The sequence below is a fragment of the Enterobacter sp. RHBSTW-00994 genome (assembly GCF_013782625.1).
Lineage (GTDB): Bacteria > Pseudomonadota > Gammaproteobacteria > Enterobacterales > Enterobacteriaceae > Enterobacter.
The window spans coordinates 3,461,093-3,486,831 of the sequence record NZ_CP056199.1; the positions used below are offsets into that span (position 1 = coordinate 3,461,093).

General features: G+C 53.2%; 19 protein-coding genes. 1 reads left to right on the top strand and 18 read right to left on the bottom strand.

Annotated features, from left to right (window positions below; all coding sequences use genetic code 11):
* Positions 1-41: 41 nt before the first annotated feature.
* The 12 genes from HV346_RS16590 to HV346_RS16645 all read right to left on the bottom strand — a co-directional run bounded on the left by HV346_RS16590 (position 42) and on the right by HV346_RS16645 (position 19,405).
* Positions 42-1,076: a Gfo/Idh/MocA family oxidoreductase gene (locus HV346_RS16590; protein WP_181620365.1), complete on the bottom strand. Its 1,035-nt coding sequence runs from the start codon at positions 1,074-1,076 to the stop codon at positions 42-44.
* A 63-nt stretch (positions 1,077-1,139) separates the two neighbouring features.
* Positions 1,140-2,681 (bottom strand): peptide MFS transporter, encoded by a 1,542-nt coding sequence (locus tag HV346_RS16595; RefSeq protein ID WP_181620366.1) that lies wholly within the window; start codon positions 2,679-2,681, stop codon positions 1,140-1,142.
* 300 nt (positions 2,682-2,981) lie between these two features.
* Positions 2,982-4,457, bottom strand: coding sequence for a ribosome biogenesis GTPase Der (gene der, locus HV346_RS16600; protein ID WP_181620367.1), 1,476 nt, complete (start codon positions 4,455-4,457; stop codon positions 2,982-2,984).
* Positions 4,458-4,569: 112 nt separating this feature from the next.
* Positions 4,570-5,748, bottom strand: coding sequence for an outer membrane protein assembly factor BamB (bamB, locus tag HV346_RS16605; RefSeq protein WP_181620368.1), 1,179 nt, complete (start codon positions 5,746-5,748; stop codon positions 4,570-4,572).
* Positions 5,749-5,758: 10 nt separating this feature from the next.
* Entirely contained in the window at positions 5,759-6,379 is a 621-nt protein-coding gene (locus HV346_RS16610; protein WP_181620369.1) for a YfgM family protein, read from the bottom strand.
* A 13-nt stretch (positions 6,380-6,392) separates the two neighbouring features.
* A complete protein-coding gene (gene hisS / locus HV346_RS16615; RefSeq protein ID WP_181620370.1) occupies positions 6,393-7,667 on the bottom strand; it encodes a histidine--tRNA ligase in 1,275 nt (424 codons plus the stop codon).
* Positions 7,668-7,748: 81 nt separating this feature from the next.
* Complete coding sequence (ispG, locus tag HV346_RS16620) at positions 7,749-8,867, bottom strand: flavodoxin-dependent (E)-4-hydroxy-3-methylbut-2-enyl-diphosphate synthase (RefSeq protein WP_181620371.1); 1,119 nt, start codon at positions 8,865-8,867, stop codon at positions 7,749-7,751.
* A gap of 26 nt (positions 8,868-8,893) precedes the next feature.
* Positions 8,894-9,904: a cytoskeleton protein RodZ gene (gene rodZ, locus HV346_RS16625; protein ID WP_181620372.1), complete on the bottom strand. Its 1,011-nt coding sequence runs from the start codon at positions 9,902-9,904 to the stop codon at positions 8,894-8,896.
* Positions 9,905-10,200: 296 nt separating this feature from the next.
* Entirely contained in the window at positions 10,201-11,367 is a 1,167-nt protein-coding gene (locus tag HV346_RS16630; protein ID WP_181620373.1) for a bifunctional tRNA (adenosine(37)-C2)-methyltransferase TrmG/ribosomal RNA large subunit methyltransferase RlmN, read from the bottom strand.
* A 168-nt stretch (positions 11,368-11,535) separates the two neighbouring features.
* Positions 11,536-11,967: a nucleoside-diphosphate kinase gene (gene ndk, locus HV346_RS16635; RefSeq protein ID WP_181620374.1), complete on the bottom strand. Its 432-nt coding sequence runs from the start codon at positions 11,965-11,967 to the stop codon at positions 11,536-11,538.
* Positions 11,968-12,123: 156 nt separating this feature from the next.
* Positions 12,124-14,448, bottom strand: a complete 2,325-nt coding sequence (gene pbpC, locus HV346_RS16640) for a peptidoglycan glycosyltransferase PbpC (RefSeq protein WP_181623816.1) — start codon at positions 14,446-14,448, stop codon at positions 12,124-12,126.
* Between the two features lies 1 nt (position 14,449).
* A complete protein-coding gene (locus tag HV346_RS16645) occupies positions 14,450-19,405 on the bottom strand; it encodes an alpha-2-macroglobulin (protein ID WP_181620375.1) in 4,956 nt (1,651 codons plus the stop codon).
* Between the two features lie 204 nt (positions 19,406-19,609).
* Here HV346_RS16645 and sseA point away from each other — a divergent pair, with 204 nt between their 5' ends.
* Entirely contained in the window at positions 19,610-20,461 is an 852-nt protein-coding gene (gene sseA / locus HV346_RS16650; protein WP_181620376.1) for a 3-mercaptopyruvate sulfurtransferase, read from the top strand.
* A gap of 51 nt (positions 20,462-20,512) precedes the next feature.
* Here the strand turns inward: sseA and sseB are convergent, their stop codons facing one another.
* From sseB to hscB, 6 genes are all read right to left on the bottom strand, one after another.
* On the bottom strand, positions 20,513-21,289 hold the full coding sequence (sseB, locus tag HV346_RS16655; RefSeq protein WP_181620377.1) for an enhanced serine sensitivity protein SseB: 777 nt from the start codon (positions 21,287-21,289) through the stop codon (positions 20,513-20,515).
* A gap of 55 nt (positions 21,290-21,344) precedes the next feature.
* A complete protein-coding gene (gene pepB, locus HV346_RS16660) occupies positions 21,345-22,631 on the bottom strand; it encodes an aminopeptidase PepB (RefSeq protein ID WP_181620378.1) in 1,287 nt (428 codons plus the stop codon).
* 180 nt (positions 22,632-22,811) lie between these two features.
* Positions 22,812-23,012: a Fe-S cluster assembly protein IscX gene (iscX, locus tag HV346_RS16665; RefSeq protein WP_181620379.1), complete on the bottom strand. Its 201-nt coding sequence runs from the start codon at positions 23,010-23,012 to the stop codon at positions 22,812-22,814.
* A 1-nt stretch (position 23,013) separates the two neighbouring features.
* Positions 23,014-23,349: an ISC system 2Fe-2S type ferredoxin gene (gene fdx / locus HV346_RS16670; RefSeq protein WP_181620380.1), complete on the bottom strand. Its 336-nt coding sequence runs from the start codon at positions 23,347-23,349 to the stop codon at positions 23,014-23,016.
* 1 nt (position 23,350) lies between these two features.
* Positions 23,351-25,201, bottom strand: a complete 1,851-nt coding sequence (gene hscA, locus HV346_RS16675) for a Fe-S protein assembly chaperone HscA (RefSeq protein ID WP_181620381.1) — start codon at positions 25,199-25,201, stop codon at positions 23,351-23,353.
* 14 nt (positions 25,202-25,215) lie between these two features.
* Entirely contained in the window at positions 25,216-25,731 is a 516-nt protein-coding gene (gene hscB / locus HV346_RS16680; protein WP_181620382.1) for a co-chaperone HscB, read from the bottom strand.
* Positions 25,732-25,739 lie beyond the last annotated feature (8 nt).

Consider the following 25,739-nt stretch of genomic DNA (forward strand, 5'->3'; position numbering starts at 1 on the left):
ATCTTTTCTCTCAACGCTATGTCTATTTTAACACGATACGCTTAATGCGGGCCACGCAGCGTCTGTTGCAATTGCAGCAGTAACGCAACTTCATCCAGCCGACGACGGGTTGTGAGACTGACCTCTTCCGGAGCGCGTGCAAACAGACTTTGCTTACCCAGGATATGTTCAACCAGGCAGTGCTCGTAAATAGCACCCGGAACATGCCATCGATGGACAGCATTACCTTCCGTGCTTTCCAGTACATCCTCGCCCCCTCGACGATCGTAGTTAATGACTCGTCCGTCACGTAAATACATCCGCAAACCTTTTTGCCCGCCAGAGGGACCCGCATATTTGTTGAGCCAGATATCCACCGGAATGCGACTGATCTCTCCCTGGAGATGCGCCTCACCTTCTGCCGTGCTTAAATCCCCTTTCACGATATCTCGCCCCAGCCGATCTTTGGCAGTAACCACCCGTAACGCCATATCATCACTGCCGCCCAGATAACGCACCGTTTCACGCAGCATCGCCAGCACATGCGTACCAACATCCAGAATCACACCATCAGGGTGGAGAAGCGTTCGCGTGTCAGGTTGACCGGTCGCGAAGTTGAGCGCAATGGGCTCTCCTGCCGTGTTAAATCCGCTCGGCTCCTGCAAGAAACCCTCCATTCTGACAATGTCGGAAATGGAACTGACCAATTTCTGTTTCACCGTTTCAATGCGCGCCATCCAGTGATCGAGCGCCAGTACCCGAGGCGCTGCACCAGGCATTGCCAGCAGCATTTTCAGTTTTTCGATTTGGGGAAGTGTGGCAACGATGGGTTTTTCGACCACTATACGCGGAATGGATGAGGCCAGAGCCTGCTCAAGCACCTCAAGGTGGCGCAAAGATGCAGTGGTAATAAACAGAGTATCCAGAGGCTGAGCAAGAAGTTCAGCCAGTGATGCGCAGTGTGTTATACCTTCAGATTGTTTTGTGGGTTGAACATCAAATCCGAGACAATGTAGCGAGTCTCCAAAGTGGTTTCGTAATGCGGGTGAATACGCTGTTTCAACCACTGCCCCAAGACCAACAAAGCCTAACAACATATACCCACCTCGAATGTTTAATTGCCGGGGCATAACGCATGCCCCGGCCAGGTCGAGGTGCTATCAGGCGTTAGTTACCGGTTTCGTCTGCGCATTTTCCAGCATGCGACGCACCGGAACAATGAGGGCGATCAGCACCGCCGCACATATCAGCAGCGCAATCGAACAACGTGCGAAGAGATCTGGCAACATATCAAGCTGGTCAGCTTTCACATGCCCACCAATCAGACCTGCAGCCAGGTTACCGAGAGCACTGGCACAGAACCACAGTCCCATCATCTGACCACGCATTCTTTCCGGAGCCAGCAGCGTCATAGTCGCCAGGCCAATCGGGCTCAGGCACAACTCGCCAAGTGTCAGCATCAAAATACTGCCAACCAGCCAAAACGGCGATACACCCGCTCCGCCATTACTCAGAACGTTCTGCGCTGCCAGCATCATCAGACCAAAGCCTGCAGCTGCGCACAGAATACCAATCACGAATTTCGAAATACTGCTCGGACGGATATTCTTGCTTGCCAGTTTCGGCCACGCCCAGCTAAACACCGGGGCGAGGATAATGATGAACAAGGCATTGATCGACTGGAACCACACGGCCGGGATTTCAAAATCGCCGATCATACGGTTGGTATAGTCGTTAGCAAACAGGTTAAATGACGTTGGCTTTTGCTCAAATGCGGACCAGAAGAATGCCGCAGACACCAGCAGGATAAAACAGACCAACAATCTGGCGCGTTCTTTGCGGTTCAGGCCAGCAAACACAAACAACCAGATAAAGTAGAGAGCAACCGATGCCGCAATGACGTACACCAGCACACTGGCTACCGCGACCGGGTTAATCACAATCACGCCCTGCGCTATCAGTGTAACGATTACCACGACGCCCACCGCCAGTGCCAGCAACCAACTGCCTACACCATTTTTCTTCGCTACCGGGCTGTTCCACGTGGAATCCAGACCGACTTCACTGTCGTAGCGTTGCATGGCCGGAACAGCAAAGACGCGGAAAATCACCAGCGCCACCAGCATCCCGATGCCACCAATACCAAAGCCCCAGTGCCAGCCATGAGTTTTAATCAACCAACCGGAGATCAGAGGTGCGATGAACGACCCCATATTGATGCCCATGTAAAAAAGCGAAAAACCGCCGTCACGACGCGCATCGCCTTTTTTATACAGTGTCCCCACCATAACCGAGATACAGGTCTTAAACAGCCCGGAGCCAAGCACGATAAACATCAGACCAATAAAGAACAGGTTGTCGCCCATCACTGCGGAAAGTGCAATCGATAAATGCCCAAGCGCAATCAGAATTGAACCATACCAGACCGCTTTCTGCTGGCCGAGCCAGTTATCTGCAAGCCAGCCACCCGGCAGTGCCGCCAGATACATCGTCCCGGCGAAGATCCCAACAATCGCCGAAGCGTTTTCGCGTGCCAGCCCCATACCACCGTCATAAACAGTAGCGGCCATGAACAGAATCAGTAACGGACGAATGCCGTAAAACGAGAAACGCTCCCACATTTCGGTGAAGAACAGTGAGCCAAGCGGATAAGGATGGCCAAAGAACGTTCGGCTTTCTTTTTGATTAACAGAGGATTGCATAATTCTCCCGAGAAGGTATGTCGTCGTGCTTGTAAACACCGCAATGCACGCCGACCAGTTATATATCTGGCCGATTTTCTACATGCGGTGAAGAGTTATTTAACTATTTGATAACCTGATGCTAGTTTTGTCTAGTACCAGACCAGAGACTTTAAGATGAAAATTCGACGATTGTCTACTTTCCTAGATTTAAACTTGGCATAAAACGAATAGTGATTGACATCACACAAAGCAACATACGCTATAAATCGACGAAAAAAAACCCGCAGCAAGTGCGGGTTTTCTTATGATTAGCAACGATTATTTGCTTTTCTTGATGTGCTTAATCAAACGCTTACGCTTACGCATCTGGTTTGGCGTCAGAGTGTTACGCTTGTTAGCAAACGGGTTTTCCCCTTCCTTGAACTGAATACGGATAGGCGTACCCATTACATCCAGTGATTTACGGAAGTAGTTCATCAGATAACGTTTGTAGGAATCCGGCAGGTCTTTTACCTGGTTGCCGTGAATCACCACGATTGGCGGGTTATAACCACCAGCATGCGCATATTTCAGCTTCACGCGACGACCACGCACCAATGGCGGCTGATGGTCTTCTGCGGCCATGTTCATGATACGGGTCAGCATCGCGGTGCTCTGGCGACGTGTCGAGCTGTCATAAGCTTCACGCACGGAATCGAACAGGTTGCCGACGCCACTGCCATGAAGTGCAGAGATGAAGTGTACGCGCGCGAAGTCGATAAAACCCAGACGGAAGTCCAGGGTCTCTTTAACCTGCTCTCTCACTTCGTTGCTCAGGCCATCCCATTTGTTGACGACAATAACCAGTGAGCGCCCACTATTCAGGATGAAGCCCAGGAGTGACAGGTCCTGATCGGAGATCCCTTCCCGCGCATCGATAACCAGCAGTACTACGTTGGCATCTTCAATCGCCTGCAACGTTTTAATAACGGAGAATTTTTCCACTACATCGGTGATTTTCCCACGCTTACGCACACCTGCTGTGTCGATAAGCACATACTCGCGCTCGTCACGTTGCATTGGAATGTAGATGCTGTCGCGGGTTGTACCTGGCATGTCGTAAACCACAACACGTTCTTCACCGAGAATACGGTTAGTAAGTGTAGACTTACCTACGTTAGGACGGCCCACAATTGCCAGCTTGATCGGCAGATCCTGTGGGTTGAAATCGTCCTCAGGCTCCTCTTCAGCGCCCTCTTCACCTTCTTCGAATTGCGCCCAGTATTCGGCATCTTCGTCGACGTCTTCCGGCGGATTAACTTCATCAACCCATGGCAGCAAAACGGTTTCCAGCAGGCTGGTCACACCGCGACCATGTGACGCCGCGATAGGATAGATTTCGCCCAGCCCTAAAGACCAGAAGTCAGCGACAGCCTGATCGGCATCAATGCCGTCAGTTTTGTTAGCGACGAGGAACGTCGGCTTTTCACGCGAGCGCAAATGCTTAGCAATGGCAGAATCCGCTGGCATAAGGCCTGCACGGGCATCGACCATAAACAGAACCACGTCTGCTTCTTCGATTGCCAGCAGAGACTGCTCGGCCATACGGGTTTCTACACCGTCCTCTGTGCCATCAATACCACCGGTATCGATACAGATGAACTCACGTCCTTCCACCTCTGCACGACCGTACTTACGGTCACGCGTCAGCCCCGGGAAATCCGCAACCAGCGCATCACGGGTGCGTGTTAATCGGTTAAAAAGAGTGGATTTTCCAACGTTCGGGCGCCCGACAAGCGCGACCACAGGTACCATGTTTGAAGCCTCATAAAATTCAAAATAACGTCGCTTTTGCGACGTTTTTAAAAATGTCAAAACGGCCCCTGAGTTAACAGGAGCCGTTTAGTATACTACAACCGCTGTGTAATTAACGCGTGATCGCGTACAGCGTGCCGTCTTTTGCCTGGATCAACAATTTGCCATCAGCTAAGACAGGGTCCGTCAGGAAGCCTGAGCTATCGACTTTTTGCTGCGCAACGAAGCGACCCGTTTCTGGATCAATCCAGTGCATGTAACCTTCGCTATCACCTACAACCAGACTACCGTTATACAGTACTGGTGCAGTCAGCAGACGATGCAGCAGATCGCTTTGTGTCCACAACGTTACGCCGCCTTCCGTGTTCAGCGCCAGCAAGCGATCGTTCTGATCGACCATATAAATACGGTTGCCATCAACAACAAAATCATTCACTGAACCCAGTTCACGTTTCCACATGATCTGACCACTACGCAAATCCAGCGCAGTCAGGTTTCCATTATATGCCAACGCGTACACCACACCATTGACGATAACCGGCGTCGTGTCTACGTCGCTCAGGCGGTCGATTTCTGTAGAACCTGTCGCCTGGGAAATACGCTGCTGCCAAATCATCTGGCCTTGCTGCATCAACACCGCGCTTACACGGCCGTTGTCACCACCAACAATGGCAGCGCCAAACGCAGTAGCAGGAGCTGATTCACCACGCAGAGACAGTGAAGGCATATCCAGGTTTACTGTCCATTTAATCAGACCGTCAGCTTCATTCAGAGCCTGCAACTGACCGTTGCTGGTATGAATCAGCACCAAACCATCGCTAACTACAGGACGAGACAGGGATTCACCTGCTACGGTGGTTTGCCACGCAATCGAACCATCACTGCTGTTCAACGCATAAACCTGCGCTTTTTCGCTACCCACATACACATGACCACCAGCAACCGTCAGGCCGCCCGACAGCAATGCAGGTTTACGAGAGAACCAACCGTCTTTTTCCGCCAGGTTAACAGACCACACTTCTTTCCCGTCATCGGAATTCACGGCTTTCACTGTCCCTTTGCGGTCAGCCGCATAGACAACGCTGTCAGCAAATGCCGGATGCAGGTTGGAATAGAAATCGCCAATACCATCACCCACAGAAGTGCTCCATGCGGTAGATGGGGTAAACTGATTTTCAACAGTCGGCAGCGGGGACATTTTTACAACATCCTCTTCACCACTGAACAGTGAACAGCCACTCAATAAAGTAACAGAAAGCAGTCCTGGCAGAAGTAATTTACGCAATTGCATCGGGTCCCTCTCAGACGGACAAATTATTTATTTTCATCTGCATCATTTCGCTCAGCGCGGGTGAAGCGTTGCTTTTCACACCCGCTTCCCACGCACTGCGCGCACCCTGCTTGTCGCCCTTGCTCAGCAACGCTTCGCCACGCAGATCGGCAACAATCGCCGCAAAACCTTCACCTTTGACGGTATCGAGGGTTTTCAGTGCATCATCGGCTTTATTTTGCTGAACCTGGATACGTGCCAGACGCAGATTAATCACCGCTTTCAGGTTTTCATCGCTTGCAGCGGAGAGACCCTGAGTAAGCTGAGCAACCGCTTTATCCAGTTCATTTTGAACAACAAACTGTTGAGCGACTTCCAACGCAGCCAGCGCGCCGTAGGTGTTTTTGTTTTCTGCTGCAAACTTCTCTGCAGCGGCCAGCGTTTGCGGCTGATCGGCACGAATAGCGCTGACGGTGTTTTCATAAGACTGCGACGCACCGCGAGCCGAGTCAGCCTGATGATTGTTCCAGTAGCGCCAGCCCATCAGCGCACCTACACCAATAATTACCCCAACAGCCAGGGCTTTGCCGTTTTCAGCAAAGAAGCGCTTGAGCGCATCAACCTGCTCGTTTTCGTTCTCGTAAATTTCCACGCTGTCCTTCTCCTTAGCCCAATAAAGTGCGCAAATGCGCTGCAACGCCATCCTGCGTTACCGTTATTTGCTCACCAGAGCGCAGGTCTTTTACCACCACTTCGCCGTTAGCCACTTCGGACTCACCCAGCACCAGTGCGATACTTGCGCCCCACTTATCAGCACGCGCAAACTGTTTTTTAAAGTTGCCGCCGCCATGGTTGGTCATCAGCTTAATGCCCGGCAGTGCATCACGCACGCGCTCAGCAAGCTGCATAGCTACAGACTGCGTATCCGCGCCTGAAGCGACCAGGTATATATCGACAACAGAATCTGCTTTAAATTCCGGATTAACTGCCTGAACCAGCAAAACAAGTCGTTCAAGACCCATTGCAAAGCCCACTGCCGGGGCCGCACGGCCACCCAATTGCTCAACCAGGCCATCGTAACGACCGCCTGCGCAGACCGTTCCCTGAGAACCCAGGCTCGATGTTACCCACTCGAAAACGGTACGGTTATAGTAGTCCAGACCGCGAACCAGACGCTGGTTTACAGTGTAGGTAATACCCGCCGCTTCAAGCAGTTTGCACAGACCCGCGAAGTGCTCTCGTGACTCTTCATCAAGATAATCACCCAGTGCTGGCGCATCGTTCAACAGTGTTTGAACGTCAGGATTCTTGGAGTCCAGAACGCGCAGTGGGTTTGTGTACATGCGACGCTGGCAATCTTCATCCAGCTTCTCTTTATGCTGTTCCAGGAAAGCTACCAGCGCATCACGGTAGTTTGCACGCGCTTCCAGCGAACCTATAGAGTTCAGTTCTAAAGAAACATGTTCGGAAATACCAAGCGCACGCCACCAGCGAGCGGTCAACATAATCAGCTCAGCATCAATATCTGGCCCTTGCAGACCAAAAACTTCAACGCCCAACTGGTTGAACTGGCGATAACGACCTTTCTGCGGACGTTCGTGGCGGAACATCGGGCCGATATACCAGAGACGCTGCTCCTGATTGTACAGGAGACCATGTTCGATGCCGGCGCGTACGCAGCCCGCCGTACCTTCAGGGCGCAGGGTCAGGCTATCGCCGTTGCGGTCCTCAAAGGTATACATCTCTTTTTCAACTACGTCGGTCACTTCGCCGATCGCACGTTTGAATAACGGGGTCTGCTCTACAATCGGCAAACGGATTTCGCTGTAACCGTAGCTGCCGAGCACCTGTTTCAGTGTGCCTTCAATGCGCTGCCAGATGGCGGTCTCGCCAGGCAGATAATCGTTCATGCCGCGGATGGCTTGAATATTTTTTGCCACGTTTACTCTCTTTCTATACACAAAAAAGAACCCAAAGAATGGGTTCAATCATACATGGGAAGCTCGCGGCTTCCCATCACGTTATTTATCAACCTGCTGAACACTGATGCGCTGTGTCTCATCCAGCATCGTCGCTTTAGCGCGAATACGGGCTTCGAGCTGGTCGATCATGTCGCTATTATCCAGACGATCTTTGCGAACGCCATCTTCATAGAGACCACTTTTCTTGTTACCGCCCGTCACACCGAGGGTTGACACCAGCGCTTCTCCCGGCCCATTCACCACGCATCCAATGATAGAAACGTCCATCGGGGTGATGATATCTTCCAGGCGCTGCTCCAGCGCGTTAACCGTACCGATGACGTCAAATTCCTGACGTGAGCAAGTGGGGCAAGCGATAAAGTTGATCCCACGCGCACGGATACGCAGTGATTTCAGAATATCGAAGCCGACTTTGATCTCTTCGACAGGATCGGCTGCCAGCGATACGCGGAGTGTGTCGCCAATCCCTTCAGAAAGCAGCAATCCCAACCCGATGGCCGACTTAACCGATCCGCTACGCAAACCACCCGCTTCGGTGATCCCGAGATGCAGAGGCTGATCAATCTGTTTCGCCAGCAGACGATAAGATTCAACCGCCAGGAATACATCAGAGGCTTTTACGCTGACTTTAAACTGATCGAAGTTCAGACGATCCAGATGATCCACATGACGCATGGCGGATTCCAGTAACGCTTGCGGCGTTGGCTCACCGTATTTTTCCTGCAGGTCTTTTTCCAAAGAACCCGCATTCACACCAATACGGATAGGAATATTGTTGTCCCGCGCGCAGTCCACGACCATGCGGATACGCTCTTCATTACCGATATTGCCTGGGTTAATACGCAGACAATCTACGCCATATTCGGCAACCTTCAGGGCAATGCGATAGTCGAAATGGATATCCGCAACCAGTGGAACACTCACTTGCTGCTTGATCAATTTGAATGCCTCAGCGGCATCCATTGTCGGCACGGAGACGCGAACTATATCCGCGCCCACACGTTCTAATGCTTTGATTTGGTTGACCGTCGCTTCAACATCTGTTGTACGCGTATTGGTCATTGACTGGACGGCGATAGGAGCCCCATCGCCAATCGGCACATTCCCAACGTAAATTCGTTTCGATTTTCTACGTTGAATCGGAGCCTGATTATGCATGAAAAATCTCCCGCGTTGCCTGTCTGTTACTGTGCTGCTGATTGTTCGGCATTAACGGTAAGACGTGCAACCTGGTTAGTTCTGATAAAACGGCTCAGATCGACAGGTTTGCCCTGATATTGAATCTGCACCGCTGATGGTGCGCCAATCTTAAGCTTATACGGGGCCTGGCCCACCAAATTCAGTGTGCCATCTTTACGCTGCAAGCCACTGAACAATTTTTTACCCGTTGCGTCAGTGACTTCCAGCCAGCAATCAGCAGAGAAATTCATCACCAGTGCATTCGGATTGGCCGCTGCATTCGCAACAGCCGCCTGATCGGTTGGTAAAGGTTGCGCTGAATTGTCAGCCGGAGAGGTCGCAGCAGGTACGTTTGCAGCAGTATCAACATTCGCCTGGGAAGGGGCAACCACCGTATTTTGTGCCTGAGGCTGAACGGCTGGGTTAGCATTTGAGGCTGGCGTTTGCGCAGGATCGGTTGCCTGTGCATCCGTCGTCACTTGCGGTTCATTGGTACTTGCGGTGTTATCCGTGTTTAACGGCACGCTTTGCGCGCCGTCGTTACCCGAATTATTGAGCTCTGCAGAGGATTGATCGGCCATTGTGGTGATCTCTTCCTGCTGTGCCTTATGGTTTTGCCACCACCAGGCGCCCGTTAAGCCAATAACCACAAACAGCACCAGCCACGTAAAGCTCATTAACCAGCCATCACGTTTTTTACGACGTTTACCGAGGGAGAAAGTTTGCATTGGCGCAACTTTGGCCGCTCTGACCGGCGCCTGCTTCTCCATCATTGGCAGCAATTCGTTTTCGGGGATATGCACCAGTTTTGCGTAAGAGCGGATATAACCACGCAGAAATGTTGAAGCCAGATCGGCAGGAGCCTTATCTTCTTCAATATCGCGAACCGTGGAAACTTTCAGACACAAGCGTTCTGCAACAGCTTGTTGGCTGAGTCCGAGTTGTTCACGGGCGTTGCGAAGACGAACGCCAGTGGAAAGTGCTTCATTTTGGTCGTGAGTGGCTTCAGTATTCATTCGCTACTACTACTTACTGGTACGTGTAAATTAGGGTCCAGATGCCGGTGAGTCACAATGCCACCCGCACCGCGAAACTTCTGGTCAGTTAACCTTGAACAGACAGTATAAGACTGTCGGGCCATAGATGACAGCGCAGCCCTGCCCACGAAGCTAAACTGTTGTTACGTCGCTACATACTGCCCGAAAGTCATATGAAACGCACCGTAATTATTAATCAATCATGATGAATATGACTGATTATTCAGTAAGGTTATGCGTCACGGCGCAGATAATGCGCCGTGACTGCATAATAATCAAACAGCTTTCACCGCAATCGTCTCGCCCTGCATGCGTTTACGCAGAGTACGTTTAGTACGATCGATGACATCCCCCGCTAACTGACCGCATGCGGCATCGATATCATCACCACGTGTTTTACGCACGATAGTGGTGAATCCGTACTCCATCAGCACTTTGGAGAAACGGTCAATACGGCTGTTCGAGCTACGGCCATACGGCGCGCCAGGGAACGGGTTCCATGGAATGAGGTTGATCTTGCACGGCGTATCTTTCAGCAACTCAGCTAACTCATGCGCATGCTCAGTACCGTCATTCACATGATCCAGCATGACATATTCAATTGTCACACGGCCCTGGTTAGCATTGGATTTTTCCAGATAGCGACGCACACCCGCCAGGAAGGTTTCGATATTGTACTTCTTGTTGATAGGTACAATTTCGTCACGAATTTCATCGTTCGGCGCATGCAGAGAAATGGCCAGCGCTACATCGATCATATCGCCAAGTTTATCCAGCGCAGGCACAACACCTGAGGTCGAAAGCGTCACGCGACGTTTGGACAGGCCAAAACCGAAATCGTCCAACATGATTTCCATCGCCGGAACCACGTTAGTCAGGTTGAGCAGAGGCTCTCCCATTCCCATCATCACCACATTGGTGATTGGGCGAGTTCCGGTCACTTTTGCCGCACCAACAATTTTCGCCGCGCGCCATACCTGGCCAATAATCTCAGAAACGCGCAGGTTGCGGTTGAAGCCTTGCTGAGCCGTGGAGCAGAACTTACATTCCAGTGCACACCCTACCTGGGATGAAACGCACAACGTTGCGCGATCGTCCTCCGGGATATACACGGTTTCAACGCGCTGATCGCCCACAGCAATCGCCCACTTAATCGTACCATCGGAAGAGCGCTGTTCTTCTACCACTTCCGGGGCCCGAATTTCAGCCACTTCTTTCAGCTTATTACGCAGCACTTTGTTGATGTCAGTCATGTCATCAAAGTCGTCGCTGCAATAGTGGTACATCCATTTCATCACCTGGTCGGCACGAAACGGCTTTTCGCCCATCTCTTTGAAAAACTCGCGCATCTGCTGACGGTTCAGATCCAGCAGGTTGATTTTTCCATTTTTATTAGGAACCGCTGCAATGGCGACTTCGGAGGTGTTAACTAATTCAGACATAATTTTTTCCGGCCTCGTTGTTACACGTTATGGCCCGTGGAGGGTTGAAAAGAAACGCCCCGGTGAGCAGTCTGCTCTTCCGGGGCGTTGCATTGTACAAAGTCTGACGCAGGTATGCCACGTCTGCACGCGGCATTTACGAAATAAAGTGTAAACGAACTCGCTGGATTAACGAGTGCGTGCGCACACTTCGCCTTCGCCGAAGAAGTAAGCGATTTCGCGCGCCGCAGATTCTACAGAGTCGGAACCATGCGTACCGTTCTCAGTGAAGCTGTCAGCATAGTCAGCACGCAGTGTGCCAGCCAGTGCATTAGCCGGGTTGGTCGCACCCAGCAGGTCACGGTGACGCTGTACGGCATTTTCGCTTTCCAGAACAGAAACCACGATCGGACCAGAAGTCATGAACTCGACCAGGCCATCAAAGAAAGGTTTACCGTCGTGTTCAGCATAGAAGCCGCGAGCCTGTTCAACGCTCAGGTGCAGCATTTTCGTGCCAACAATTTTGAACCCTGCTGATTCAAAGCGAGCAAAGATGCTGCCAATAACGTTTTTTGCCACCGCGTTTGGTTTGATGATGGAAAAAGTACGTTCAATAGCCATGATTACCTCTGTGATCTGTTCTGTTGTTTTGCATACCTGAGTATGGTGTGGCGCGGATTATAATGAGCAATAACGCCATTGCCTATGGATTCAGGTAACATTTTTTTAAAATAAGACGAGTTTTAGCAACAGGTCACATCTACAGGTATTTTCCCGCTACTGCAGCGTAAAGTTAATTGTCGCTACCTGCCCCGCCTCATCCAGTACCAGTAACTGATAATCACCAGATTTATCAAGCTGTAAAGTGTAAACACGGCCCTTTACTGCCAAAGGCTCACCATTGAGGAACCACCAGCGATCGCCACTGCTACCGCTAGCCTGGAGCGGTAACGACACGCGCGGCTCGCCAGGAAGACGTTTAATCACCGCGCCATCCCGTATACCTGACAACATCAACGGCGCAGGTGGATCCTGTGACAACGGAGGGCACGAGACTGACGACTCAGGGATCCTGGACGCCCGACGCTCATCTGCTGGCAACCAGGGTTCCAGTGGTAATGGCCACACCTCCAGCCACTTCTCTGTCGCGCCAGGACAATCTGCAGCCACACGTTTACCGTTGTTATCCAGCCAGACAGGGAAACGGATCCCTCTGATACCGTCTTGTTCCGGCAATAATAACGTTGGCGGTTCACTCCCTTCCAGCAGCCAGGTCGAAAGGCGACGGCGGCAGTTTTCATTACCATCCGGCAAAGATTGCCCACCCGGCCAGCAAATAACGCCACGTCCAACGGATGCGGGGCGCGGATCGCGTGGCAGACGTGCATCATCAACCGTTGAACGGGACTGGAGCATATTGTTGACCTGGTTAAGCAGTGGAACTGCACTCGCAAAACCAAACTGGCCTGCGACCGGCGTGCCATCCGGTCGCCCAGTCCAGATCCCGATGAGGTAGCGCGCATTAAGCCCTACAGCCCAGGCATCCCGATATCCATAACTGGTTCCTGTTTTCCAGGCGAGTGGGGCAATCTGCGGCAACGCACCATCGGGTAGTGGCTGTGCTTCATTGGCCAGGATCCGGCGAATAATCCACGCCGCACCGGGAGAAAGCAGAGGACGCTCAAGAAGCGGGTCGCCAGGCTGAACACGTAATCTGGCCGCTTTGCCATGACGTGCAAAAGCACTGTACGCCGCCGTAATATCTGCAAGCCTTGCACCTGCACCGCCCAGAATAAGTGACAAATTAGGCTGGGCCCCCGCAGGCAAGATCAGCGGCAACCCGACATTGTTCAGCATTCCGGCAAAACGTTTCGGCCCGTAAGCTTCCAGAACCTGCACTGCCGGAAGGTTTAGCGAACGCACCAGCGCCTCACTCATACTAACGGGGCCATGAAAGCCGCTGTCGAAATTACCAGGCCGATAATCTCCAGTCCTCCGGGGCACGTCCTGCAATAAAGAAGCAGGATGGATCAGACCGTCATCCAGTGCCATACCATAGATGAAGGGCTTCAGAACCGAACCCGGCGAGCGGACCGCATTGACCATGTCAACATGGCTGAATCGGCTGTTATCGTTGATATCAACCGACCCCACCCAGCCACGTACCTTCATCGTGGTATGATCGACAACAACCATAGCCAAAGAGCTGCGAGCAGGCAGGCGCGATTTCCAGTTCATTGCCAGCTCTTCAAGCTGTCGTTGCAGGGATGCATCCAGCGTCGTAACAATTTTACTGTCACGGCTTTTGCTGAGCATCATGCGCGAAAAAAGTGGCGCCAACTGCGGCATTTGTCGCGGCGCTAACCACACCGGTTCTTCACGTGATTCTTTCACCTGTTTTTCTGACCAGATACCTTGCGTCACCATCCGGTCGAGCACTTTATTTCGTGCAGCCTCAGCGCGGTCCGGCCAGCGATCGGGGCGCAACCGGCTGGGGGCTTGCGGTAATACCGCCAGCAGCGCCGCCTCTGAGTAACTCAGTTGCGACGGCGGTTTCCCCAGATAGGTCCAGCTTGCAGCGCCAACCCCTTGCAACGTCCCACCAAATGGGGCGCGATTGAGATACAGCGTGAGAATATCGCGTTTCGAGAGATGCCATTCCAGTTGCACCGCCCGCCAGAGCTGGCGGATCTTGCCACCAAAAGTACGCGGATGCGGATCCAACAAACGTGCGACCTGCATGGTGAGCGTACTTCCGCCAGAGATCACTTTCCCGGCACTGAGATCCTGCCAGGCGGCACGCAATACGGAGAAAGGATTCACGCCTGGGTGATCCCAGAACCAGCGATCTTCATACTGGATCAAGGCATCAAGATAGCGTGGTGAAACCTCTTCAATGGTCACCGGGTAACGCCAAATCCCCTCGCTGTCGGCAAATCGCCACAACGGCGTCCCCTGTTCATCCACGACCACCCGCGCAGGGTTAACCTCTTTCAGCGGTAATGGCCACAGGCGATCGGCTATAAAGATCAGCCCCCACAGAACGAGAAGCGCTCCCGCAAGCCACAGCCAGCGGGAGCGTAACAGGCGAGCAACCCGCATCTTACGGAACAACAATCAGCGGGCCACTGGCCGCACCCGTAGCCCGCCACTGCGGAACATACATAGATTCCACCATAGGAAGAGGAACATGATATGTCCCCGGCGTTACGGCACGAGCCAGATAAACCAGCGTCACCGGCTGGCCTTCATTGACAGGTACTGCCGCCACAAAGCGATCGTCACGAAACTCCATATGCTGAATATCCGCCTGCTGCATCTGGCTGAGTAAGTTCTGCACTTCACTCCCGCTGTCCTGCAAGCTGGCGCTGCTGCTTGCCAGGTTTTGGTTTTCCAGTTCAAGCCCCGCCGGGAGCAGATCAACCACCAATGCATCCGGTACATTCTGGCTCGCCCTCACCTCAAGCCATACCAGTACCAGTTCGCCGCTTTTCAGCGAAGAGAGAGATTTCGTGCTGCCATCTGTTGCCAGAATATGTCGCTCGACCTGCAAAACATTAGACGATGGCTGAGGGGCATATTCCGGGTAGCCCGTACTGTCAAGACGAACCCACAGCGGCGTCGTCCCGGTATTGGTGATCTGCAATGCACTGAGCTGATCGCCATTCACATTTTGAACCTGTGCCTTATCACTACCAAGCGCGGTATCGGAGATGCTGGTTGTCGCCTGCCATGCTCCGGAAATCGTCTGCAGTGAACGTCCCGCCAGGAACAGAGCATTACTTTCCTGCGTAGAGAGCCAGCGCTGACTGAAAGCCTGCTCAGAGAGGGTATTGAGCAGCATATTTTGCGCATCCGGAAGCAATTTGTACTCTTCCAGCAGAGAGAGCATCAACGCATTGTCGCGAAGCTGGCTGCCGTAATCCGCCATCCAGTTTTTACTGTCGTTACGCGGCGTCTTAATGGCTAAATCCAGCGCCTGCTGGCTTCGTGGTGCATCCCCCATCAGCTTTAACGCCATCCCCATCTGCATCAACGGCAATCCGGAAGCCGCCTGTGCATGGCGCTCCCAAATTTCACGCAGTGCGCCAAGTGGGGCTTTTTGCTGGCGCGCCAGAACCAGGGCCGCATAAGCCTGGACCGCAAACTTACTGGCCTGCGTATCATCACTGTAACGAATAGACATCATGCCCGGGTCTTGCAGGTAGCGTAGCAGACGGTTATTGGCGTTATTCACTGCATCTACAGGCACGCTATACCCTTGCTCACCCGCACGAACCAGGAAATCGGTCACGTATGCGGTCAGCCAGTACTCTTCCGGGCCATTTTTATCCCAGAGGGCGAAACCGCCATCTTCACGCTGCATTTGCAGTAAGCGGGAAATGCCAATATCAATGGCTGCCCGACGTTTCTCATCCGTATCGCCTTTAATACCAAGCGCGGTTAACTGTGCCGCATTGGTATAGAGCGACGGGAAAAGGCCACTGGTGGTTTGCTCCAGACAACCGTACGGATAGGCCTGAAGCTCTCGGATGTAACGCGCCAGGTTCAGCGGCGGCTTGCCGCTGAGCAACAGCTGGCCCTGCAACGTAGCAGGTGAGAATCCGCTGAGATGCTGCGATGGCGCACGCCAGGACTCACCAGGGTTCAGCATTGCGCCTGAATTCACCGTCTGCGCCGTGTAAGCCGGACGAACACCAATTTTCCAGCTCTTCTGTTGCGGCACAAATGTTTCGCCGGGAAGAGTCAACTCGCTCACCTGCGCGTTAATCTCGCCGTCACCATAGCCATCAAGCGCCCGCACCGGGATAAACATCGTACTGCGTGACCCAGGAGCAAGCTGAACCGGCTGAGGCTGAGCACCGGCAAGCGCCAGCTTACCGGATGCGGTTAATGCCACGCTCAGCGTTTGCGGCTGATCCGTCAGGTTTGTCAGATCCAGCGTTAACCTTGAAGTATCGCCACTGGCGAGGAAACGCGGCGTGTTGAGTTCAGTGATGACCGGCGCAGCCACAATCACCTTACTTTCGCTACTACCGAAGTCGGCTTCGGTCCAGGCCTGTGCCATGAGGCGCAATTCGCCGTTGAAATCACCGATTGGCAGGGTAATAGTGCCTTCACCGTTGGCATCAAGCTCCACTGGCTGCGCCTGCTGAGCAATAATCGTGACATGGTTCACCGGTGGTTTACCGCCACGCTTCAGTTCATCGCCATCCCCACCAAAGCGAAGGGCAGCCTTGCGCCCCTGCCCTTCTATAACCTGGCCGTAAATATCATAAATGTCTGCGCCATAGCGTTTTTGCCCGAAGAACGCCTGCCACGGATCTGGCGTGACGTAATCCGTAATATTCAGAACACCGCTGTCTACTGCGGACACCAGGACATTCACTTTCTGCGGCACAGCACCATCTTTAACGCTGGCTTTCACTTTTACCGAAAGCGTCTGATTGGGACGCATTTTCTGTGGATTATCCAGCGCAATATTCAGACGACGATTCTCATCCCCCATAGGTAAATGCAATAAGCCCACCGCGCGTTTTGGTGTAGCTGATTTGGATTTATCTCCAGGGCGAACCACCAGTGTGCTCAGATACAGATCGTGACGTTTCCAGGCTTTATCAACCGGAATAGCCAGATCCAGTCCGTTCGCCGGGACGTCGATCTCCTTCCACCACAGCGGACCATCGCTGGACTCAATCATCGCATAGCCTTTACCCGCAGCAGGCGCGGCAATGTGTAGATTGATGGTGTCACCTGGTTGATACGCAGGTTTATCCATTTTCAGCGTCACGCGATCAGGCCGCGCAGCTCCTGCGCCATCGCTGTTATCCTGCCAGCTGTAACCTGCCCAAAAACGCACGCTGCTGACTGTCTCATCTGGAGCTTTCACTTCCAGGCGGTAGGAACCCCATTCCACCGGGAAGCTCACTTTTCCGGTCTCATCGTCAGTTAAATCGAGTGCCTGTTCGCCTTCGACCAGATCTTTTTGATCAAACTGTGACTGCCACCCATCGCTTTCCGACCAGTTCCAGAAATAGTCCCGGCGCTCACGGATCAGGCGGACCTGCAAACCGGAAACCGCTTTTTTAGCACCGCTGGCATCAGCATAAACAATGTCAAAACTGGCATTGCTGTTTTCATCGACGATAGGCTGATTAACGGTCGTATCCGTGCGGTAATCGTAAACGGCTTTGCTGGCAAACTGCGGGCGAATACCTGGCAGCGTCTGTGCTGGCCAGATGGCTTGTTCCGCACGACGCGTTACCGGACGTCCGCCTGATTCCAGCAAGCTGGCCTGCAAGATAACCTGCAATGGCGAATGTGCCTCTTTCCACTGGCTTTCCGTTGAAATCTGTCCTCGCCCCATGTCATTCAGTGTAAGTTGCACTTCATCGAGGCTACGTGTCAGATTCTCTTCGGCGATATCACCGAACTGAAAGCCTGGCAGCGCACTAACGGCCTCACGTAATGGGCGCAGGAAAAGCTGGCCTTGCAGGCTATTACCATTGGCGGGCGCGCCGTAAAGGTAATATCCCACCACATCAAATTTAACCTCATCTTCCGGAGAAACAGGCATTTTTTGCCCGGACAGGTTCAGCGCCATGCGTTCCGGCATGAAGTCTTCTACGTGGAAATCCCACATCCGCTGCTGGTTGTCGCCCGTATTAGCCCGGACATGCCACATCCCGGTTTGTGCCCCGCTATCCAGCGGATAAGTAAAGCGGTAGAGACCATTTTCTGATTGAACAACCACGGTTCTGGCAACTTGCCCGTCGGGACGCAGAACATCGAGTTTCACCGGCTGCGCGGGAAGCGGCTTACCGTCGCTGTCACGGAGCAAGCCGTTCAGGATCACCGTTTCGCCAGGACGATAAAGATCGCGAGGGCCGAACATAAAGAACTGTTTGCTGTAGCCAGGCGCCCCCGCGATATCAAACTCAGCAAGATCCAGCGCCGGAAGTTTAAGATCGAGCAGCGTTGTCTGACCCTCTTTACGCGCCAGGATCAATGCGGCTTCTTTATCCGTTTCAAGCCTGACATGGCCGTCAGCATCGCTCACACCCTGCGCCAGGGTTTGCCCTTTATCATTGAGCAATGTGACATCGATGCCTGACTGTGCCGCGCCGTTTTCCAGGCCCTGGGTAAAGATATCAAGGCGGTTATGATAACGATGAGCGGACAGACCAATATCACTCAACGTAAACAACGTTGCCGCATTGCTGTAGTTGTAATGTCCGGCTTGATTCATTACGGCGATATAGACACCAGACTGCTGCAATGGCTTGATGTCATTCAAAGGTAATAATAATTTTTCACGTGTATTACGTGCAGGGTTCAGATCAAAACGACCTGTATAGACCAAATCGGCCATCTTCAGCAGATTGTCGGACTCCCAGTTGGTCAGAGAATTGCGGTACTCCCACTGGCTCACAAACGCGGCCAGAGACTCCGGTTTTACGCGGTAGAAATTCACGTCCACATTATTCACGTTGAGGGCCATAACTGGCAGCCCCTCAACCACTTTTCCTGGCAGTAGCGAGCCACGGCTGGCGAAACCGACCGTCGGTTCGACATCCCGGGTGGTAAGTGCTTTTTCGTAGTCGATGCCAAAGGTCGCTTTGTTTAACGCCTGCAAATCGCGTTCGACAGTGACAACCAAATTGCGATTCGGCTCCAGGTGGCGCAGACGCAGCTCTTTCAGATTAGGAGCCAGCTCCCACGCCCCATCCACTTTGCCGCTTTTCTTGTCCACAACATGAACCGTTTTGGCAAAATCCTGATCGGGATTCAGTGGGATGGAAAAGGTCAGCACCAGCGTCGCGGCTCCGTCAAGCTGCACCTCGGAAGCATCCAGCAGAGTCAGCGACTTCCCCTGGCTTTGGGCAGCCAGTTTTGCCAGTTGTTCTCCGTTTGGTTTTGCCGGCGTTTTCGCTTCTGTCGTCGCGGTAGATGCTGCAGAAGAAGCAGCCTGAGGTTTCTCGTCGCTGTTATCACAGCCAGCGAGCGTAAATGTGGTGAGCAGTGCGAGAGAAATCGCAGCTAAACGAAACGGTTTCATCCTTTGTCCCTGGCCCATGGAGCCTGTTGGTCGTCATCCGGATAAGTATTATCCGCAAGTTTCATTAATACAAAAAGTCCCATTTGAGATTTTAGGAATTGGGAAAAAAACAGGGCGTTGCTCGCGAGTTGAACGCGGTTTGCTTGTCGGTGTCAGAAAAAACATCGACAATCCGGTGTAATGGATAATGAAACGGAGGCAACCATGTCCACCTCATATTTTGTCACAGCCGACTGGCTGATTGAGCATCACGACGATCCGGAAGTACAGATCCTTGATGCACGTATGGCTCCCCCAGGACAAGAACATCGCGATGTCCCGGCGGAATACCGTGCCGGGCATCTTCCAGAGGCGGTTTTCTTTGATATTGAGGCCTTGTCCGATCACACCACTGCCCTGCCACATATGATGCCACGGCCGGAAGCTTTTGCCGTGGCGATGCGTGAACTTGGTGTAAGCCGTGATAAGCATCTTGTGGTCTACGACGAGGGTAATCTGTTCTCTGCCCCCCGTGCATGGTGGATGTTAAAAACCTTCGGCGTAGAGAAAGTCTCTATCCTGGCGGGGGGGCTGGCAGGCTGGAAGCGTGATGAGCTACCGTTGCAGCAGGGTGATGTCTCCCTGCCGGAAGGTGGTTTTGACGTTAGTTTCAATGCCGATGCGGTAAAACGCCTGACCGATGTCCTGCTGGCGAGCCACGAACACACGGCCCAGATCGTTGATGCTCGTCCCGCGCCGCGCTTTAAAGCCGAGGCTGATGAACCGCGTCCAGGCCTGAAACGTGGGCATATTCCCGGTGCGCGTAATGTGCCATGGGGCGATCTGGTGTTTGAAGGGGAACTCAAAACCACCGACGAGTTACAGGCAATTTTTGAACGTCAGGGCGTGGATCTGCACCAGCCGATTATTGCCAGTTGCGGTTCTGGCGTGACGGCCGCAGTTGTTGTTCTGGCGCTTGCTACGCTGGGCGTGAACAATGTGACGCTCTATGACGGAGCCTGGAGCGAATGGGGAGCACGCGACGATCTGCCGGTGGAACCGTCTGTGAAGGCCTGACGAAACATCACGTAAAGACAGTATCGGGGTGAACACTCACCCCGATACTCATCAGATAATACGGTTGGTTTTTAAATCTCTCAGGAAACCACCCCAGCGACGTTCATAGAAGGGAGAGATGTGTTCAGTAATGAAATGGCTGATGCCCTTCTCACCTTTAACCACCCGACAAATGTCAATCGGCTCATCGCCCGGGAGTGTATCGGTAGCAACACTTCCCGCCGCCTGAATGATCTCGTCAATATCACCATCCGCTTCAATACCGATCAGTAAAATTGGCTGTTCGTCAGCGCTCTCCTTAATTGAGCACAGAAACGCACGTTTCACCGGTTTAAGGGTTTTGAACAGGGTCGTCAGCGAGTCAATCATCTGCGCAGGCGGCTCGGCCACCTCCGACAACAGCAGCGTTTCACCGCCTTCAATCACCTCTTGCATGCTCAGTGGATCCCCTTCCTCGCCAATCAGGTGGCTGATTTCACGCGGAGTAAACTCTTTCCCGGTCGGCAATTTGGCATTCAGGAATAGGGTTTCGCCCAGCGTCATATCAAACAGGGTGCGCACAGGCATGACAACAAACGCTTGTTCGTCTTCAACGGCTTTCTGCAATGCATCCAGAGAGGTGAAGAACGGGATCACTGATGTGCCGTCGTCTTTTTCCCAGTGCAGCAGATCCAGCGCACTGTCTTCAACAACCTGCTCACCTTCCGCCGCGGCCCCAGGAACCCAAACGGTGGAATCCAGCAAAGTGCGGAAGAATGCCGGGCGGTGGGCAGGCTCCGTCGCCGCCTGTTCCAGCAAGGTTTCTAATTCGTTTTTGGTTTCGGACATAACAATTCCAGATGTTGCATTTTCCCCTCCCCTTGTGGAGAGAGGGGAATGGCAATTACTCAGCGGTCAGCAGGTTCGCAACGGTACGTACGCCGAGACCGGTTGCTCCCGCAGACCACTGCTCAACGGCCGCTTTACGGTAAGTTGCTGAGCAGTCGATATGCAGCCAGCCTTCGTGGTAGTTCTCAACGAAATGAGACAGGAAACCTGCTGCGGTACTCGCACCTGCCGGATAAGCAGCGCTCGCGGTGTTATTCAGTTCGGCAAAGTTTGATGGCAACTGGCTGCGGTGGAACTCAGCCAGCGGCAGACGCCAGAACGGTTCGTTCTCAGCGGCGGCGCTCGCCAGCAGACGGGCAGCCAATTTGTCATCGAAGCTGAACAGCGCGTGGTAATCGTTACCCAATGCCGTTTTTGCCGCACCGGTCAGGGTCGCCATGTCGATAATCAGCTCTGGCTTCTGGGCAGAAGCGTCGATCAGGCCATCAGCCAATACCAGACGACCTTCCGCGTCCGTGTTCATCACTTCGACGTTTTTGCCGTTACGGTAGCGAATAATGTCGCCCAGTTTGAAGGCATTACCGCTCACCATGTTGTCTGCACAGCACAGGTACAGCTTCACGCGCTTGTTCAGACCACGGGTAATCGCGAATGCCAGCGCACCGGTAATCGTTGCAGCACCACCCATATCAGACTTCATGGAATCCATGAACGCGCTCTGCTTCAGGCTGTAACCACCGGTATCAAAGGTGATGCCTTTACCCACCAGACAGGCAAATACAGGCGCCGCTTTGTCGCCTGTTGGGTTGTAGTCCAGTGCCAGCAGCACCGGAGGGCGCTCAGAACCACGGCCCACAGTGTGGATCCCCATGTAGTTCTGTTCACGCAGATCTTCGCCCTTGGTGATGCGATATGACATTTTGTCACCCGCAACGCCGCACAGCAGGTCAACTGCACGCTGCGCCAGTTGCTCAGGGCCAAGTTCCTCAGCCGGCGCATTAATGGTATCGCGAACCCAGTCAATAATTTTCAGGCGGCTTTCCAGCTCTTTCTGACCTGCTTCATCAAGGTCTGCCCACTCAATTTTGCGGGAACCTTTTGGCGCTTTGTAACCTGCCCAGAATGCCCAACTGCGATCGATATCCCAGCCTTCGCCCGCAAGGGTGACATGTTTAATGCCAAGACCGTCGATTTTACGCGCCGCGCGCTGGATCAGACCTGAATCATCTTTGCCGGTCAGGTGCAGGGTAATACCGTCGTTGTTAATGCTGTAGGCCGCCTTCTCACCCCAGCGCGCATCGGCAGGCTGCGTAGAGAGCGTAATCTTCATCGCTTCGGTCATTTTATTTATCCTTATTAGCAAACGGGCCGCCTGAAGGCAGCCCATAGAGTCTCTTTCCACTAAATGATTCGCGTTGCAGGAAGGCGGCAAGCGAGTGAATCCCCAGGAGCAGAGATCACTCTATGACTGGGGTAAACAAGCGCAGCCAACACATCGGCAACGTGAAGCATGACGTGAAAATTATTCTGCTTCATCTAACCAGACTAACAGAATCGCCTCCAGAATTTTTTCATTCGATGCGTTTGGATCATCATCAAAATCGTCTAAATCGCAAATCCACTGATGCATATCGGTGAATCGTACGGTTTTCGGATCGAGATCCGGATTGGCATCAAAAAGTGCCTCGCCGATTTCACGGCTGTCTGTCCATTTCAGTCCCATATCAGTGCTCACGTGCGTGGTTGATGGTGTAGCGTGGGAACTCCACGACCAGATCCTCGTCGGTCACGCTTGCCTGGCAGCTTAAACGACTGTCCGGTTCCAGACCCCATGCTTTATCCAGCATGTCGTCTTCATCTTCAGTGCTCTCCGCGAGAGAGTCAAAACCTTCACGCACGATGCAGTGGCAAGTGGTGCAGGCACAGGATTTTTCACAGGCGTGTTCAATCTCGATACCGTTACGCAAGGCAACATCAAGAATGGTTTCGCCAGTCTCAGCTTCCAGAACTGCGCCATCCGGACAGAGGTCCGCATGAGGCAAAATAACAATCTTTGGCATATTAAACCTCGTCCACGGACTGGCCTTTCAGCGCGACGCGAACAGATTTGTCCATGCGGCGAGCGGCAAAGTCCTGGGTTTGTTTATCAACGTTTTTAATGGCTTCTTCTATTGCATCAGCGTCATCGCCTTCAGCAACCACACGTAAGGTGTCGGCAGCATCGTCAATCACCTGACGCTCAGCGGCGCTTAGCAGCGCGGCATCGGCAGTGAGTGCACCTGTCAGACTTTCCAGCACGCGTGCGGCTTCAACTTTCTGTTCTGCCAGCATACGGGCCTTAACATCCTGATCGGCGTAGCTCATTGAATCCTGAATCATGGTGGCGATTTCGCCATCGGTCAGACCGTAAGAAGGTTTCACCTGGATGGACGACTCAACGCCTGTCGATTTTTCCATCGCCGTCACGCTGAGCAGGCCATCAGCATCAACCTGGAAGGTCACGCGAATATGCGCGCCACCCGCAGGCAATGCCGGAATGCCTCGCAGCGCAAAACGCGCCAGCGAACGGCAGTCCTGCACCAGTTCACGTTCGCCCTGCATCACATGAATGGACATGGCAGTCTGGCCATCTTTAAAGGTGGTGAATTCCTGCGCCCGCGCCACCGGAATCGTGGTGTTACGCGGGATCACTTTCTCCACCAGGCCGCCCATAGTTTCTAAACCGAGGGACAGCGGGATAACGTCCAGCAACAGCATTTCGCTGTCCGGCTTGTTACCTACCAGAATATCCGCCTGAATAGCAGCACCGATAGCAACGACTTTATCCGGATCGATGGAGGTCAGCGGCGTCCGGCCAAAGAATTCGCCGACGCGTTCACGTACCAGAGGTACGCGAGTAGACCCCCCCACCATGACCACTTCCAGCACCTCATCAGCTTCAACACCCGCATCTTTCAATGCGCGGCGGCAGGCCAACAGCGTGCGTTTTACCAGGGAAGTAATTAGGTCATTAAACTGTTCACGGGTGATTTCACCCTGCCAGCCAGCCACGTTAATGGTGACAGACTGCGCATCGCTCAGCGCAATTTTCGCATCAATAGCCGCATCCAGCAGTTCACGCTGCACGCGCGCATCACTGCGATCGGTAATGCCCGCCTGCTGGCGGATGTAATCGGCCAGCAGATGGTCGAAATCATCGCCGCCCAGCGCGGAATCCCCGCCGGTGGCCAGCACCTCAAACACACCACGACTCAGGCGCAGAATGGAGATATCAAAGGTTCCGCCACCCAGATCGTAAACTGCAATCACCCCTTCCTGACCAGAGTCCAGGCCGTAAGCAATTGCAGCCGCAGTCGGTTCGTTCAACAGACGCAATACGTGCAGACCCGCCAGACGCGCCGCGTCTTTCGTACCCTGACGCTGCGCATCGTCAAAATAGGCTGGAACGGTGATAACCACGCCGTCGAGCTCGCCCTGTAGCGTCTCGGTCGCACGCGTCGCCAGCGCTTTGAGGATGTCCGCGGAGACACGAATCGGGTTCAGCAGACCGGCCTCTGTTGCGATCATCGGCAGGCCATTTTCGCTTGCCTGTAACTGATAGGGCAAATGCGGGTAACGGGTTTGAATATCGGCCAGAGAGCGGCCCATCATTCGTTTGACCGAACTGATGGTATTGGCAGGATCGCGCGAAGCATTAGCGCGCGCGTCATAGCCCACCACGTAGCCCTGCTCCTGATAGTGGACTACGGACGGTAACAGGTGACGCCCTTCGGCATCTGCAAGCGTTTCCGCCTGGCTGCTACGCACGGTTGCCACGAGGGAATTGGTTGTGCCTAAGTCGATGCCCACCGCCAGACGACGCTGGTGCGGCGCGGCACTTAAGCCAGGCTCACTAATTTGTAATAAGGCCATAATTGCTTCCGAAATTAAAAATCGAGCAGCTTTTCTTCGAGTTGTTCAGCACTGCTTCGTAGCTTATCGAGAAAACGCAGTTTGCGTACAGTGTCCGCCGCCACGTCCCACGTCTCGTTATTCAATTGTTCAACCATCTGTTGATGGCGAGTATCAAACATGCTTTTGACACGTTTGATGAAACTTTCCAGGCGCGCTTCGTCTTTTGCCTGTTCAATCTCATCCAGCTCTTCGCGCAGTTCCAGTTGTTCCATCAGGAATGCAGTATCACGCACGGTATGCTGTTCACTTGCCAGTTCAAAACCGTGTAGAGAGAGCAGATATTCTGCGCGCGTCAACGGATGACGCAGCGTTTGCCACGCCTGATTGATCGTCGCAGATTGCGAAACTGCCGCCAGTTGCTCTGACGGCGTCCCACTGGCGAACTTATCCGGATGGAACTGACGTTGCAGATCCTGGAAACGTATCGTCAGGGACGGAATATCTATCGGGTACTGGGCGGGTAACCCGAAGAGGGTGAAGTAATCCATAACAATCT